This is a genomic window from Enterococcus sp. DIV1298c (assembly GCF_017316315.1).
Classification (GTDB): Bacteria; Bacillota; Bacilli; order Lactobacillales; family Enterococcaceae; genus Enterococcus_B; species Enterococcus_B mangumiae.
In genome coordinates this window covers 115,973-132,512 of the sequence record NZ_JAFLWG010000016.1, presented here as the reverse complement: position 1 = coordinate 132,512, position 16,540 = coordinate 115,973, and the positions used below count along the sequence as shown (strand labels likewise).

The 16,540-nt window shown below is 38.9% G+C and carries 15 protein-coding genes; 13 read left to right on the top strand and 2 right to left on the bottom strand.

Translation table 11 applies throughout. The features are described from left to right. From JZO83_RS04985 to dinB, 4 genes are all read left to right on the top strand, one after another. The coding region (locus tag JZO83_RS04985; RefSeq protein WP_207115114.1) for a transposase at positions 1–147 on the top strand (147 nt) is incomplete at its 5' end. Positions 148–178: 31 nt separating this feature from the next. Then, positions 179–1,255: an RNA-guided endonuclease TnpB family protein gene (locus tag JZO83_RS04980; protein WP_207115112.1), complete on the top strand. Its 1,077-nt coding sequence runs from the start codon at positions 179–181 to the stop codon at positions 1,253–1,255. 176 nt (positions 1,256–1,431) lie between these two features. Then, entirely contained in the window at positions 1,432–2,301 is an 870-nt protein-coding gene (gene rsmI / locus JZO83_RS04975) for a 16S rRNA (cytidine(1402)-2'-O)-methyltransferase (RefSeq protein ID WP_206856591.1), read from the top strand. A gap of 203 nt (positions 2,302–2,504) precedes the next feature. Next, the gene (dinB, locus tag JZO83_RS04970; RefSeq protein WP_206856676.1) at positions 2,505–3,641 is read left to right on the top strand and encodes a DNA polymerase IV; all 1,137 of its coding nucleotides are present in this window, start codon (positions 2,505–2,507) and stop codon (positions 3,639–3,641) included. A gap of 83 nt (positions 3,642–3,724) precedes the next feature. Here the strand turns inward: dinB and nrdG are convergent, their stop codons facing one another. Then, complete coding sequence (nrdG, locus tag JZO83_RS04965) at positions 3,725–4,327, bottom strand: anaerobic ribonucleoside-triphosphate reductase activating protein (RefSeq protein ID WP_206856592.1); 603 nt, start codon at positions 4,325–4,327, stop codon at positions 3,725–3,727. Positions 4,328–4,488: 161 nt separating this feature from the next. Beyond that, positions 4,489–6,678 carry an anaerobic ribonucleoside-triphosphate reductase gene (gene nrdD / locus JZO83_RS04960; RefSeq protein ID WP_206856593.1) on the bottom strand — a complete coding sequence of 730 codons (2,190 nt, stop codon included), beginning with the start codon at positions 6,676–6,678 and terminating at the stop codon, positions 4,489–4,491. A gap of 323 nt (positions 6,679–7,001) precedes the next feature. Between nrdD and JZO83_RS04955 the strand changes: the two genes are divergently transcribed. From JZO83_RS04955 to JZO83_RS04915, 9 genes are all read left to right on the top strand, one after another. Beyond that, positions 7,002–7,769, top strand: coding sequence for an ABC transporter ATP-binding protein (locus tag JZO83_RS04955; RefSeq protein WP_206856594.1), 768 nt, complete (start codon positions 7,002–7,004; stop codon positions 7,767–7,769). After that, positions 7,759–9,819, top strand: coding sequence for an ABC transporter permease (locus JZO83_RS04950; RefSeq protein WP_207115111.1), 2,061 nt, complete (start codon positions 7,759–7,761; stop codon positions 9,817–9,819). The genes JZO83_RS04955 and JZO83_RS04950 overlap by 11 nt, the downstream gene beginning before the upstream one ends. Positions 9,820–10,049: 230 nt before the next feature. Then, positions 10,050–10,199, top strand: coding sequence for a teichoic acid D-Ala incorporation-associated protein DltX (locus tag JZO83_RS04945; RefSeq protein ID WP_206856597.1), 150 nt, complete (start codon positions 10,050–10,052; stop codon positions 10,197–10,199). Between the two features lie 10 nt (positions 10,200–10,209). Next, positions 10,210–11,712, top strand: coding sequence for a D-alanine--poly(phosphoribitol) ligase subunit DltA (dltA, locus tag JZO83_RS04940; RefSeq protein WP_207115110.1), 1,503 nt, complete (start codon positions 10,210–10,212; stop codon positions 11,710–11,712). Continuing rightward, positions 11,712–12,917: a D-alanyl-lipoteichoic acid biosynthesis protein DltB gene (dltB, locus tag JZO83_RS04935; protein WP_206856601.1), complete on the top strand. Its 1,206-nt coding sequence runs from the start codon at positions 11,712–11,714 to the stop codon at positions 12,915–12,917. Before dltA ends, dltB begins: the two co-directional genes overlap by 1 nt. 27 nt (positions 12,918–12,944) lie before the next feature. Further along, positions 12,945–13,178, top strand: a complete 234-nt coding sequence (gene dltC / locus JZO83_RS04930) for a D-alanine--poly(phosphoribitol) ligase subunit DltC (protein WP_206856604.1) — start codon at positions 12,945–12,947, stop codon at positions 13,176–13,178. 2 nt (positions 13,179–13,180) lie between these two features. Continuing rightward, on the top strand, positions 13,181–14,446 hold the full coding sequence (gene dltD / locus JZO83_RS04925; RefSeq protein ID WP_206856607.1) for a D-alanyl-lipoteichoic acid biosynthesis protein DltD: 1,266 nt from the start codon (positions 13,181–13,183) through the stop codon (positions 14,444–14,446). A 213-nt stretch (positions 14,447–14,659) separates the two neighbouring features. After that, positions 14,660–15,742 (top strand): M42 family metallopeptidase, encoded by a 1,083-nt coding sequence (locus tag JZO83_RS04920; protein WP_206856608.1) that lies wholly within the window; start codon positions 14,660–14,662, stop codon positions 15,740–15,742. Continuing rightward, positions 15,742–16,539 (top strand): DUF975 family protein, encoded by a 798-nt coding sequence (locus tag JZO83_RS04915; protein WP_206856609.1) that lies wholly within the window; start codon positions 15,742–15,744, stop codon positions 16,537–16,539. Before JZO83_RS04920 ends, JZO83_RS04915 begins: the two co-directional genes overlap by 1 nt. Position 16,540 lies beyond the last annotated feature (1 nt).

The following is a 16,540-nucleotide window of genomic DNA, read 5'->3' as shown; positions in this document are numbered from 1 at the left end:
TATAGTCCTGCGGATATAATGGCGAAAGTGAAAGGTGGAACTTCAAGAATTTTGCGTGATGAATTCCCAGAGCTAAAAGCGATGCCTAGCCTGTGGACACGCAGTTATTTCGTATCCACCGCATCTAGTCAAACAATCAAACGATAGGTTGAAAATCAACGAAAGAGGTGAACATTTCATGACTCAATCCATGACAGTGAAAATAAAACTGAAACCGACGAAATCAGATAGAGAGTTAATCCGCTCTTCTTCTTTGGTCTATATTGCGACAGTTAATTCTCTAGTTTCAGAAATGGTGAGTAATGAAAAAATCACCAAAAAATCATCTAAGGACATTAACGTGTCCCTCAATAGTGCTGTTAAAAATCAAGCGATTCGTGAGGCCAAATCTGTTTTTCAAAAAGCAAAGAAAAGCAAATTTAAAAAGATTCCTGTATTGAAAAAGCCAGTTATTATATGGAATAATCAAAACTTCACTGTTTGTCCGTCGAGCATCCGTATGCCTTTTGTGATTAATGGTAAATCTAAAAAAATTGAAATTCCCGCAACCATCTTAGCGTATGAACGTTCGTTGTTAAATCAAGCGAGTAAAGTCGGTACACTAAGAATCACTAAAAAAGGGAATAAGTACATAGCCCAAATTTCGATTGAAATTTCAGAAAGAATAACAACATCTGTTAAAACAATGGGTGTAGATTTAGGGATAAAAATACCTGCAGTATGTTGCACAGATGAACATGAAGTTAAGTTTGCTGGTAATGGTCGAATGAACAAATATGTTCGTCGTTATCATAACTCCCGTAGGAAAGAATTAGGTCATGCTAAAAAGCTGAATGCTATAAAAAAATCTAAAGATAAAGAACAACGTTGGATGAAAGACCAAGACCATAAAATTAGTCGTGAAATCATAAATTTTGCGATCAACCACAATGTGGGAATGATTCGCTTAGAAAAACTGGCGAATATTCGCAAACAGACAAGAAAAAGTCGTAAAAACAACCATTCTTTAAGTAATTGGTCATTCTATCGTTTAGCTTCTTATATTGAATACAAAGCACATTTAGTAGGTATCAAAGTTGAATATGTTCATCCCGCCTATACAAGTCAGAGGTGTCCAGATTGCGGACAGAAACATCGTGCAAAAGACCGTAGGTATCATTGTATTAATTGTGGCTATGTTGGACATCGTGATGTTGTCGGTGCTAAAAATATTATTTATGCACCTGTACTTGATGGTAAAAGTCAAGTAGCCTAAACAGCTATATGCTCTGGTTTAGGATGGGGTATTGGCATACCCTTAGCTTTGGGCTAGTACAAAACAGAAATGGACAGCGTACGGTTTAGCACCAAAGAATCCCACCTCAATCCCTAAGGAATGAGGCTTGCGCCTTAAGTCGTGGGAGTGTCAATCTGTTTAATAAGGAGAATCATATGCATAATCAAAAGAGTTTTAAAGGGAATCATGTAGTTGGAACGCTTTATCTCGTTCCTACACCGATCGGGAACTTAGAGGATATGAGCGTCCGTAGTGTGCGAACATTACAGGAAGCTGATATGATCGCGAGTGAGGATACACGCAATACACAAAAACTGTTGAACCATTTCGAGGTCTCAACACCTCAAAAAAGTTTGCATGAACATAATTATAAGGAACGTATTCCACAATTGATCGACTGGTTAAAAGAAGGCAAAACGATTGCACAAGTAAGTGATGCGGGAATGCCGTCAATCAGTGACCCGGGACATGAGCTGGTTGTTGCTTGTATCAAGGAAGATATTCCAGTCGTTGCGTTACCAGGACCGACAGCGGGAATAACTGCATTGATTGCTTCAGGACTGGTGCCACAACCATTTTTATTCTATGGTTTTCTTCCTAGAAAGAAAAAGGAACAGCAAGAGGTACTGACCTCTCTTGGCGCTCAAAAAGCAACCTTGATTTTTTACGAATCACCTTATCGTGTAGCCGCAACGTTGACTAATATGTTAGAAGTATTTGGTAATCGTCAAGTTGTACTTTGCCGTGAATTGACGAAAATCCACGAAGAATACTTACGTGGAGACATCGAAGAATTACTGGCTTATTTAGAAAATCAGCCGATCAAAGGAGAATGTTGTTTACTCGTTGAAGGAAGCAATGAAGAAATTGCACCGACTGAACAACTTCAAGGTACGTTGAAAGAGCAAGTTCAACAATTGATTGATCAAGGTGAAAAGCCGAATGCGGCAATCAAAACGATCGCAGTAAAAAATGGGATCAAGAAACAAGAAGTTTATCGTCAGTTCCATGAACTAGATGAGTAGAAATTTAGCGAAAAAGATTGTTCAAAAGTTTGAGGTTGGGACAGAAGTGTTTCTTCGAAGAGGTTACTTCTATTCCAGATACCTTTTGAATAGTCTTTTTTGTTCTCAGAAAATAAACAGAGTAAGATAGACATAGTTAGTTACAGAAGTACCACCTCACTTGAAAGGGAACAAAGGTTCGTGTATAATGGAGTGGGGTGAGTCTGATGGAGCTACAGTTTCCGTTACATAATGATACGTCTAGAAAAATCATTCATATCGATATGGATGCTTTTTTCGCGTCTGTTGAAGAACGGGATCATCCTGAGCTTCGTGGGAAACCATTAGTGATCGCCAGACATCCCAGTGATACAGGTGGACGTGGAGTAGTGACCACGGCCAACTATGAAGCACGTAAGTACGGTATCCATTCTGCTATGAGTGCCCAAAAAGCCTACGAGCTTTGTCCAGATGCGATCTTCAAACCGGGAGATCATCAAAAATATAGTGAGATATCAAAAGAAGTCAGAGAGATTTTTTATCGCTACACGGACTTGGTCGAGCCGGTAAGTATTGATGAAGCCTATTTAGATGTCACGAATAATAAAATCGATTGTAAATCGGCGATCAAGATTGCTCGCATGATCCAACTTGATATTTGGCAAACCGTCCATCTGACTTGTTCTGCTGGTGTCAGTTACAATAAATTTCTAGCGAAGCTTGCCTCAGATTTTCAAAAACCTAAAGGCATGACAGTTGTCACCCCCGAAGAAGCGATAGATTTTTTAAAAGCTTTACCAATCGAAAAATTTCATGGTGTTGGCAAAAAAACGGTCCCTAAAATGCACGAATTAGGTATTTTTACAGGGGAAGACCTTTATAAATGCAGCGAAATGATGTTGATCCAACAGTTCGGTAAAATGGGGTATTCATTGTATCGAAAAGTGAGAGGTATCCATGATTCACCAGTCAACGTCACACGAGAGCGTAAGTCAGTGGGAAAAGAGCATACGTATGGCCAACCATTACGAACAGAAGAGGAAGTTCTCGGGCAGTTGAGGCAGTTAGCTGAGAAAGTCGAAGCCTCGTTAAGACGTGTCCAGAAGCATGGAAAAACGGTTGTTTTGAAGGTACGCTACACTGATTATTCCACGGTAACGAAACGAGTGACATTGCCAGAATATGTTTATAAAAAAGAAGCGCTGTTTTATCAAGCAAGCTTGATATGGGAAGAAATCTTAGGAATCGAAAAGGGGATTCGTTTACTAGGTATCACGTTGACGAATTTAGACCCGATGACGTATGAGAATATTGTTTTACCTTTGTGGGAGACGAATGATATGGAATCTGAAATAGAATAGGAAATGCCCCAGCTAAGCCAAAATAAAAGTGTATTTAGGCTTAGTTGGGGCATTCGCTATTTATAGAAAGCAATAGAGTATGTTTAAATTAACTCTTGTTTTTTTATTTGTTCATACGTTTGTGTCGCATCTGTACATTTGTCCCAGATGACTACTTGTTTTTCAGCGAGTGATCGTTGGACGTCAATGATTCGCTGATTACTGCTTCCACGAAATTGCAATTTGAAATCTCGTTTTGACCATTCGAAACGACCATCGACTAAAATGTCGATTTTCGAGAGCAGTTCAAGTTTATCTTCAGAATCCTGTAATAATTCATCAAATGTATAGCCGGTCCATGACCAGATATCTTTGCGATGACCGAATTCTTGGCGAATCCGATCGACTATACGTAGACAAACATTTGTATTCAAAAAAGGTTCACCGCCCAAGAGGGTCAATCCTTGTACATAATCATTGCGCAGATCGGCCATGATCTGTTCTTCTAATTCTGTAGTGAATGGTTTGCCGTAACGGAAATTCTGAGCAGCTTTATTAAAACAACCTTCACAAGCAAATAAACAGCCACTGACATACAAACTGTTACGAACACCTTCGCCATCCACAAAGTTGAACGGTTTATAATCGGCGATATAGTCATGACTATAATCTTGGGCCAGCCATTCTTTTGGTTTAGGATTTCTCATAGTAAAACTTCTTTCATTATAAAATGGTATTCGTTATAAAGGTTCTTTAAAGTTGTAGAGAGTGTAAGAAAATCGGATGCACTGGTCTTATTACTCAGTGCTGAACGCTTCTTTCACAACTTTATCGACGGTGTTCAAGAAGCAACACTTCTTTCACAACCTTACTTCATATGTTTGACGCGTGACGAGATTTCTTTGTGTCTGCCGTGGACCATTGGGCGGGCTTGTGGGTTTCCTAAGTAACCACATGTTCGTTTGACTACGTCACATGATTTTGGATCATGATTGCCGCATTCTGGGCATTCAAAACCGCGTTCTGTTGGTTGGAAATCTCCTTCAAATCCACATTGGTAACAATGATCGATTGGTGTATTGGTACCTAAGTAGCCGACTTTATCATAGGCAAAGTCCCAAACAGCTTCTAACGCTTTAGGATTTTGTTGTAAGACTGGGTATTCACAGTAATGGATAAAGCCGCCTGAACAGTATTTTGGATAGTCTTTTTCAAACTCAAGTTTTTCAAATGGTGTTGGATTTTTACGCACATCATAATGGAAACTATTTGTGTAGTATTCTTTGTCAGTGATATTTTCAACGAGTCCGAATTTTTCGGTATCTAATCGACAAAAACGATCGGTCAAACTTTCACTTGGCGTAGAGTACACGCTGAAGTGATAACCGTATTCATTGCCCCAATCATCTGCTTTTTCTTTGAGTTTTTTCACGATATCAAGAGTGAAGTTTTTGGCTTCGGCATTGTTTTCCCACTCACCGCCAAAGAAAGAAGCAGCAACTTCATAAAGTCCGATGTAGCCCATTGAAACTGTTGCACGACGATTTTTGAATAATTCGTCTACAGCGTCTGTCCGAGATAATCGTTTGCCAAATGCACCATACATATAAAGGATCGGAGCGTTAGCAGGGATGGCTTCTTTACAGCGCTCAACACGATAAACTAAGGCATCTTTCATGATCGATAAACGATCTGACAGTAATTGCCAGAATTTTTCTTGGTCGCCATTTGCTTCTAAAGCGATCCGTGGTAAGTTCAATGTAACGACACCTAGGTTCATTCGTCCTACATTCACTTCTTCGCCATTTTCGTCTTTCCAGCCTTGTAAGAAGGAACGACAGCCCATTGGCACTTTGAAGCTGCCAGTCAATTCAACGATCTTGTCATAATTTAGAATATCTGGATACATTCTTTTTGTGGCACACTCTAATGCGAGTTGTTTAATGTCATAGTTTGGATCAGTCGGTTTCAAATTGATGCCATCTTTTAGCGTAAATATCAATTTAGGGAAGATCGCCGTTCTTTTTTCACTGCCGAGTCCGTTGATTCGAATTTGTAAAATTGCTTTTTGGATTTCTCGTTCAAACCAGTTTTCACCTAGACCGAAGCCAAGTGAAGTAAAAGGGGTTTGTCCGTTTGAAGTGAATAGCGTATTGATCTCATATTCCAAACTTTGCATCGCATCAAAAATATCTTTTTTCGTTTTTGCTTTTGCGTAGGCTTCTTGACGTTCTGATGTTTCGATCCATTCTTTGGCTTCGCTCAGATGCTTTTTATAATTTAATTCTGCAAAAGGAGCAAGTAATTCATCTGTTCGATCGGCAGAGCAACCACCATATTGGCTAGATGCAACATTTGCAATGATCTGTGAGATCTGGGCAGTTGCTGTTTGGATCGATTTTGGTGATTCAACTTCAGCATTACCGATTTTAAACCCATTGTTCAACATCCCTTTGAAGTCGATCAAACAGCAGTTTGTCATCGGAGTATATGGATGATAATCCAGATCGTGATAATGGATATCGCCTTTTTGATGCGCATTTGCAATATGTGGTGGGAGTAGTTTTAATCCGATTGATTTCCCTACGATCCCAGCAGTCAAGTCACGCTGTGTATTGAAAACATTGCTGTCTTTATTCGCATTTTCATTGACAACACTTTGATCCTTATTGATCAGTTTCTCGATTGAAAAGTTGATATCTGTCGCCTTGCTGCGAGCAAAATCGCGTTTTGTTCGATAGTTGATATATTCTTCTGCTAAGGCATATTCGTTTTTTTCTAGCAAGATATGTTCCACGATGTTTTGGATCTCGTAGATTTTTACGTTATGTGCGAAGCGATCTTTGATTTCTTTGATCACAAGTTCAGCGATGGATTGGATCTTTTCATACGTAATAGGAGATAAGGAACCATGAATTTTCTTTTCTGCTTTGATCAGTGCGGCATTTATTTTCTGCTCATCAAAAGGTACCTCGCGTCCATCACGTTTGATGACAGTCATTTGTTTTGTTTCAGGCTGTTTTTCGAGTACAGCCATTTCTTGATCTGTTCGTTTCATTTTCTTCAGCTCCTACAAAATAGTTCTTGTCTATCATAAAACAAATTGAAGAAAGGAGCAACTGATTATCTGCTACATATAGTGTTTTATCACTGCATAATTGAATGAGTATACTATATATGGTGTATATTATCTTGTGAAAAAAAGTGAAAACGTACGGTATCAGCTTTTGAAAAATACGAATTATTTTTTTTTGAATAAAAAAATTGAATAAAAAAATTTCAAAGGTAATTTTCGTGTGTGATGGGGTGACAAAATCAAAAGGGAAAAAAATGGAAGGATATGCTACTATTCAATTAAGGATAATGGTGGAGGACAAAATGATGAATAAAATAATCGAAGTAAAACATCTAAGTAAAAGTTATGGAAGTAGTAAAACACCAGTCAAAGTGCTGGATAATATTTCTTTTTCAGTTGAAGAGGGAGAGTTTATTGGGATCATGGGGCCAAGTGGTGCTGGAAAAACGACCTTGATGAATATATTATCAACGATCAATCTGCCAACGATGGGAAGTGTGTTGATCCAAGGGAATGAACTCACTAAAATGAAAAAACATGAACTAAGCGATTTTAGACGTAAAAAAATTGGGTTTATCTTTCAATCATTCAATCTCATCGATACATTGAACGGTAAAGACAATATTTTGCTTCCTTTAGCTGTTGAAAATATTGCCAAAAATGAAATGGAACGTAGAGTATTACATGTTGCGCAACTTTTGGGGATCGAAGAATTAATGAAGCGTTATCCGGATGAAATGTCAGTCGGACAAAGACAACGGATTGCGGCAGCAAGAGCTTTAGTGGTGAAACCAGAGGTGATTTTTGCGGATGAACCAACTGGGGCTTTGGATTCAAAATCAGCGACAGAATTGCTGAATTACTTGAAAACGATCAATGAAGTAGAAAAAACAACGATCTTGTTAGTTACGCATGATCCTTATACTGCTAGTTACTGCAATCGGATTTTATTCATCAAAGATGGGGTGATTTTTTCAGAAGTCATCCGTCGAGGAACAAGAAAAGAATTTTTTGAAAAGGTCATCGACATGCAGGCGACGATTGGAGGAGGCGGTAAAATCAATGCTTTATAAATTAGCCGCAAAGAGTTTTCTAAAACAGTCAAGAGGCTACCTTGTTTATTTCTTTAGTTTGACCTTATCAACGATGATCTATTATTCATTTAGTGCAATGACTTATGACCAATCATTGATCCGCCGGGCGAGTCAAGATGTTTCTATTGATAATACATTGAATCTAGGTAGCTGGATCATTACTGTTGTTTTGCTCTTTTTCGTTCTCAGTGCGAATCGTTTTTTTCTCAACCGAAGGCAAAAAGAAATAGGTATCTATCAATTGTTTGGGATCAATAAGTTTCAGATCTCCTCGATTTATGTGTTGGAAACGATGATCATTGGTTTTTTTGCTTGTGCCTTAGGGATATTGTTAGGCAGTATTTTCTCAAAATTGTTCCAAATGATTTTAGTACGAATGATGAAGATGGACATCACGAGTCGCTTTTTTGTTTCTATTCCTTCGATCGTTGAAACTGTCGTTGTCTTTTTCGTCATTCTTGCAGCGGTCTCCCTTTATTCGTTATGGAAGATTTGGAGTTATCCAATGACTCGCAGCTTTGGGGAGAAAGAACAAGTCGAAAGTTCGATGATGCGTATACGGACAAGGCATCGTTTATTAGGGGTCGTTGGTCTATTGATGATCTCTAGTAGTTATTTCGCTGCATTGAATTTTAGAGAAGTATTGACCCGGTTATATGAAACAAGAGTCAGTCTCGGATTGATCATCGCTTTTCCATTTTCGATCCTATTTGTCTGTTTGCTAGGTACGTACCTGTTCTTTTGCTATTCTTTTCGGTTATTGTTCCATTTATTGAGTGAATCGAAATTCAAGTATAAAGGAACTAATTTTTTATTGATCGGGAACACACAGATCCACCAGCTAAAAAATTGGCGCATGAATTCTCTGATCACTTTAGTTATCGGTTTATCATTGGCCATGATCGGTGGGATGACGGGTATATCAACACTTATTGCTCACGGTGAACAAATCGCGACGCCTGTTGCTTACCAATTGGATACTCAAATAGCTAGTAAGCTTCGACCGATTTTAGGAGAAGAAAATCAAAAAATCACAGACGAAATCGTCTTTCATTACAAAGTAGTAGGTAGCTATTATGACATGAATATTGGTTCGTTCTCTGCGGGTAATGAAATCAAACCGGTGAATTTGATCTCAGAAAATGAATATCAGGCTTTTCGTGAACTAAAACCTAATTTGCCAGAGATCAAATTAACAGAAACTGATCATGCTGTTATGTTAGATGCAGTCGAATCAATGTTTCGCAATTTTTCCAGTTATGGGAAAAAGATCCATCTACCTGATCAGCAGGAATTAGTGATCCAACAAGTACTTCCTGGATTTTTAGGAGATGAAAGCATGACCTATTATGGACCGACCTTAGTCGTTGATCAGGAAATCTTTGAACGTGTCGATGGATTAGAATATCAGATCATCAACTGGAATGTGACTGGTGGGAACGAAGAAGAAGTCATTGATCGAATCAATGAGGAATTGCCGACCAATTGGACACATACGATCTATTATAGTTACGAGATCACTGATCAAGGGTTGATTGGAAACATTCACGCGGACCCTTCTAAAGCTGAGGCTAGTGTGTATTCAGAAACGAAATTGACTGGTCAGTCCTCACGCTTGAATTATAATGCGCGCTATCCTAGATTGCGTGCAATCGATCGCCAAATTGGCATCAATATTTTTGTCGCCTTGTTTGTAGGGATGATCGTGATCGTCACTACTGGTAGTATTTTAATGGTTCGGCAATTATCGGAGGCTGAAACGGAACGTAGTAATTATCAGTTGTTGACAAAATTAGGTATTGCTCAGCGCAAAACCAATCGGATGATCTATGAACAAAATGCATTGATGTTCTTTCCGCCGATGATCTTAGGGATCACACATGCAGTTTTTGCGATTAACGTGTTTTCCCAATATGTCGAAGGGGCAGATTATTGGTTGGCATATTTTGTCAGTGGCGTATTGATCGTCATTTATCTGCTCTTTTACGTGGTGACGAGTCGCTTATATTGTCGGATCATTGAGGAATAAGAAGAACCATCAAAAGCACATCTAGTGGAGACAATAACTATTCAACTTAAAAAGTGAGAGATACGAAATGATTTTCGTATGGCTCACTTTTTCTATTGGTTATTTTTGCGCAATTGCTTGTTAGTGACAAAACTGTTAGCTATAAAGCGCATTCTGTTAGTAAAACAGATGTATTTTTTTCACATGGATGAGTAGAATTTGACTAAGGATTTGATTAGGAGGAAAAAAAGATGAAACAATGGTGGCAGCGACCGCACGTTCGATATTGGCGAACATTTATATTTCGGACCCTTGTCTATTCTGCAATACTATTGGTACTCATTTATTTGTATCATTACAAAAATATCCAAGGTGGAACTTTTATATATAACGAATTCTAGGAGGGAAACGATGAAGAAAAAAGGAATCGTGGCAGCGATCGATTTTTGGGGAGTATCAGACCCGGAGAGAATCGCGTATCAGACATCAGAAAAAAATTACACATATAAAGAGCTGAAGCAGTCCTCGGACGCATTAGGTTATTACTTAGAAAAACGATTGCTGGAGAAAGGCCCGATCGTGGTGTTTGGCAATCTGGAGTTTGAGATGGTCGTGGCTTTTTTAGGTGCATCAAAAGCAGGACATGCGTATTTACCAATTGATGCCCAAACACCGAAGGAGCGGATCGAAGCCATTTTAAGAGTGGCTGAACCTAGTATGATCATTAGTTTAAATGATTGGGAGATTGAGACAGAGATACCAGTCATTCATAAAGATTGTTTACATTCAATCATTACGTTGATGGTCGAATATCCATTTGAGCAGCCGGTAAAAGAGAATGAAAATTTCTATCTGATTTTTACTTCCGGTACGACAGGCGAACCAAAAGGCGTACAGATCAGTCACGATAATTTAGTCAGCTTCGTGGATTGGGTCTTGACGGATTTTCCCATCAAAGAAGGGGAACGTTTTTTAGCACAAGCACCTTTTTCTTTTGATCTCTCGGTATTCACGTTATATCCGGCATTGGTTTCTGGTGGGATCATCAGTCCTTTATCTAAGGAAATCGTTCAAGATTTTCAAAAACTATTTACAGTTTTACCACAACTAGAACTGAATGTTTGGGTATCAACCCCTTCCTTTGTCGATATGTGTTTGATGGACCCAGCATTCGATGCGATACATTTGCCAGAACTGTCTACATTTATTTTCTGCGGAGAAGAATTGACGAAGAAAACTGCCCAAGCATTAGTAGCTCGTTTCCCTTTAGCTGATATTTACAATACGTATGGACCGACAGAAGCAACCGTGGCGATTTCTAGTGTATTGATCACCAAGGAGATATTGGCTCGCTACGAACGGTTACCGATCGGCTATGTCAAATCAGATACGGCTGTATCGATTTTGAAAAAAGGAGAAGGCGATCGTGGGGAGATTTTGATAACCGGACCTAGTGTTTCAAAAGGCTATTTGAATAATCCAGAAAAAACGAAAGAAGTGTTCTTTCAAACAACAGGTGGGCGGCAAAGCTATCGAACTGGCGATGCAGGCTATTTAGCAGAAGATGGCTTACTTTTTATTGAAGGAAGAATCGATCAACAGGTAAAATTGCACGGGTATCGCATTGAGTTGGGAGATATTGAGCATGCGTTGCTAAAGGATGAGCGGATCAATCAAGCAATCGTTGTTCCTAAATATCAAGGGTCAAAAGTCCAACAATTAGTGGCGTTTGTTGTGCTAAATGAAGAGACTCCAGATGCCAACTATCAATTGGCTCGTTCGATCAAGCAAGGATTATCGGACTTTTTGATGGATTATATGATTCCGCAAAGAGTGATTTTTATTGACCAATTGCCCCAAACGAACAACGGCAAGATCGACCGTAAAGCACTGACTGCTGAGGTGAATAGGTGATGAATCTCCCACATATGATTCCTTATGCGGAGCCGTATTACTTTCTAATGTTGGGTTTCGCGTTAGCACCAATCATTTTTTCTTTGCTATTTTTTCAGAAACGTTTAACGATTTATCAAGCCGTCGTAACTTGCTTTTTCTTATTCATCAGTTTTGGAGGAACGTATTGGCAACAAGGACTTGCCTTGATTGGCTATGTAGTCTGGCAATCGATACTTGTCTGGTGCTATTTCACTTATCGAAAAAAAAGTAATCAAGGTATTTGGTTTTATTTGGCGGTAGTTCTCGCAATTTTACCTTTAGTGATCACAAAGATCACACCGTTTGTCTTATCAGGTAAAGAATCTCTGTTTATTTTTTTAGGGATTTCTTATTTAACATTTAAATCGGTACAAATGATCATGGAAATAAGAGACGGCATGATCAAGACCTATCATCCGTATCGTTATATCCAGTTCTTACTATTTTTCCCAACCATTTCTTCAGGACCGATTGATCGTTATCGAAGATTTGAGAAAGACCAAGTGCAACCACCAACAAAAGAACGATATCTGGAATTGTTGGAGAAAGGAGTCCACCATTTGTTTATGGGCTTCTTATACAAATTCATCATCGGTTACTATCTTGGACAGGTATTGTTACCCATCGTATCAAAAGGAGCCTTAGCTCATGGTGGGATCTCCTGGTCGTTACTTGGCTACATGTACGTATATAGTTTGTATCTCTTTTTTGATTTTGCCGGTTATAGCTTCTTTGCGGTCGGCACAAGCTATTTGATGGGGTACGATACACCAATCAACTTCAACAAACCATTTTTAGCTTGGAACATCAAAGAGTTCTGGAATCGATGGCATATGTCGTTATCCTTCTGGTTTAGAGATTACGTTTATATGCGGTTGATGTTTTTCTTGATGAAGAAAAAATGGTTCAAGAGCAAAATCGTGACGTCCAATATCGGTTACTTTGCCTTGTTTCTACTGATGGGTGTCTGGCATGGTTTGACATGGTACTACATTTTGTATGGCATTTATCATGCGACGTTGATTTGTTTGACAGACGCATGGATTCGCTATAAGAAAAAACGGAAGAAGAAACTTCCTTCGAATCGTTTTACTCACGCATTTTCTGTTTTTATGACATTTCAAGCAGTATGTGTTAGTTTATTGATTTTTTCAGGATTTTTAAATCAACTATTTTTCAAGTAAATAATTAACTCAAAGGAGAGAATAGACATGGAAGAACAAGTTTTAACGATTTTAGCAGAAATTACAGGGACAGATGAAGTGAAAGAAAACAAAGAAATGGATCTATTTGGGGAAGGTTTATTAGATTCGCTAGGCTCCGTCCAATTATTAGTGGAGCTTGATGGCCAACTTGATGTTCAGATCCCTGTATCAGAATTCGATCGAGAAGAATGGGCAACACCAAATAAAATCATTGACCAAGTCAACGAATTGAAGGGATAGAGATGAAGAAAAAGCTGTTTGTGATTTTTGGACCTGTGATACTGGCATTTCTATTGATTGCGGTATTTTTCACCTCATCTTATCGCGTGAATGTATCTGATCCGGAAATCATCCATAAAGCAGCCAGTTCAATGTCAGATAATGTGTTGCGAGGGGACATAATCAAAAACACAGCTTTTGCTGAGAAGCAGTATGTCCCTTTTCTTGGATCGAGTGAACTGAGTCGAATCAGTCCTTTTCATCCTTCAGTATTAGCCCAAAAATATGAACGAAGCTACGAGCCATTTTTATTAGGTGCGCCTGGAACGCAATCACTGAGCCAATTCATGATGATGCGCTCAGCCAGTAAGGAACTTAAGAATAAAAAAGTCGTGGTGGTCGTGTCGCCTCAATGGTTCGTAAAAGAAGGTGTGAAGGAAGACTATTTCAGTACACATTATTCGGAGTTACAGACATTGGATTGGTTGTTCTCAATAAAAAAAGTCACACCTACAGATCGTTACTTGGCCAGACGATTATTAAGTTTTTCGATCGTTTCCGATGATGAGGAAATCGCACGAATTTTAAATACAGTGAAAAAAGGACTCACACCAGGAGATAAAGAGCTTGCAGAGTTAGAAGACAAATGGAATATCTTGAAACGTGAGGATGAATTGTTTAGTGGTATTGGTTTGACAGACAAACAAAACAGGATCGATCAAGCAACAAAACCATTACCTGCGAGTTATGAAAAAGAGCAATTGGCAAAACTTGCGACGCAGATTGGTTCCAGCGAAACGAAAAATAATCCTTTTGCCCTAAAAAACGAGTTCTATACTACTCGGATCAAAAACCATTTAAATGAGTTGAAAGATTCGCAAAAAGATTGGGATTATCGTTTTTCCAAAGAGTATTCTGATTTCCAATTATTGTTGCAACAATTAGCGAATGAACAAGCGGAAGCCCTATTCATTCTTCCACCAGTGAATGAAAAGTGGAGTGAGTATACTGGCTTGTCGCAAGAGATGTTGCAAGGATTTGCGAAAAAAATCAAGTATCAATTAAAGGAACAAGGTTTCCAACATATCGCCGATTTGACAAAAATGGCGAGTGTTCCTTATTTTATGGAAGATACGATCCATCTTGGTTGGCAAGGCTGGTTGACGGCGGATCAATACATTCAACCATTTTTAGAAGAAAAGCAAGCGAAGAGTAGCTATCACATGGATGATGCTTTCTATAGTAAGGATTGGCAATTGCAATCCCCAGAAACGCTACCAGAAAAATAAGTCAAAATACCAACACGATAGTATCATTCACGTAAGTAAGATCAAGTTATGACCCGTAACATCCAAAGAAAAAGGATGTTACGGGTCATTTTTGGCATGCTGGACAGGTTAAATCAATAACATAAGGCGGAACAAATCAAACAAATATCCTGCCCAAAAACGAATGAAAAATGATATAATTCTACTATTAAGTATAGAAAAGAGGGAAAGCGTTTGAATAAAAATGAAGAACAATTATTGATTGATTTAACAGCTGCGCGTGGTGTACCAGGAAATGAAGAAGAAGTACGAAAAGTCTACAAAAAATATGCAGAGCAGTTCGCTGACGAGATTATTTATGATGGCTTAGGTAGTATCATCGCAAAACATGATTCTGGCAACGGTCCTAAAGTATATATCTCAGGACATATGGATGAAGTTGGTTTCATGGTTACGAAAATCACAGATAAAGGATTTATTGAATTTCAAACACTTGGTGGCTGGTGGGGTCAAGTGATGTTGGCACAACAAGTAGAAATCAAGACTCAAGCTGGAAAAATCATCCATGGAGTGATTGGTTCAAAACCACCGCATGTCTTAACAGCTGAAGTCCGAAATAAACCTTACGATATCAAAGATATGTTTATTGATATCGGTGCGACAAGCAAAGAAGAAGCGACAGCGTGGGGCATTCGTCCTGGAGATATGGTCACTCCTTACATTGAATATCGTCGAATGAATGATGGAAAATTCTTGTTAGCAAAAGCCTGGGACAATCGCATTGGAACTGCTGTTTCGCTACGTGTACTTGAAAATCTAGCCAAAGAAGGCCATCCAAATGTCTTGTTTGCCGGTAGTGATGTCCAAGAAGAAGTCGGCTTGAGAGGCGCTCGTACAAGTACACATTTAGTTGATCCTGATATTGCGATTGCTTTAGATACAGGAACTGCTGGAGATACACCAGGTATGTCACCTAAGGAGGCAGACTCTGTTTTAGGTAAAGGACCACAGGTTTTGATTTTCGATGCTTCAATGATCCCACATAAAAAATTATTGAATTTTGTGATCCAAGTGGCAGAAGAAATGGACATTCCTTTCCAATATACAGTGATCACAGGTGGAGGGACAGACGCTGGTCAAATGCATGTGTCACGTAACGGCGTGCCATCTATTGCTATCACAGTTCCAGTTCGTTATTTACATTCTCACACATCGATCATCCATGAAGAGGATTATTTCAATACAGTGAAATTAGTTACTGAAGTAGTTAAACGTTTGGATAGTGAAAAAGTAGCAGAAATCCGGAGTTATGAGTAATGAAAATCAAGGTATCTGAGTATCGGAAAAAGGCGCGGGCATCACTAGAAGGTCAGTGGGGGATCAATGCCTGGATCATCTTTCTTTCAATCGTGATCGGGATCGTCCTTCAAGAGATTTTTGGCGGCTTCTTCCCAACGGGTAGCACACAATCTAATATTTTCAATTTTTTGCTCCAGCATGTGTTAGTCTTTGCGTTCACTTATGGGGTCTATTATATCTCGTTGGTGGTGGTCAGAGGTGGGCAAGCAAAACCGAATCTGTTGTTTGCTGTTTTTCAGAAAGAATATTTTGTGCCGATTTTACTTATCAATCTTTTCAATGCAGTTGTGAATTGGCTGATCAACGGCATCATTTTTTTACCGGGCTTTTTGATTGGTGGCTTCAATACGTATGTTGATCTACTTTTTAATGGGAATACTGCGCCTCAACAAATCATGCCTGATTATACGATCGATTTGAGTTTTGCGGTCCTTACAACCTTATTGTTCTTCGTATCTTTATTTGCGATGACGGTCGTTATGGGTTTATTCCAGTTTGCTGCATGGACAAAGTTCGACTATCCAAAATTGACAGTTATTCAAAGCTTGAGATATGCCTGGTTTTTATTGAAGGATCGTATTTGGACCTATCTGCTTTTACAACTTTCCTTTATTGGTTGGTATATTCTCGGATTCATCGCCCTATTTTTCGGTTTACTTTGGGTGATTGTTTACGTCAATGTGTCGATTGCAGAATTTTATGAACAAGCCCGTATCGAAAAAGGAAGCCCTATGGAATATTTTTCCTTAGGATAAG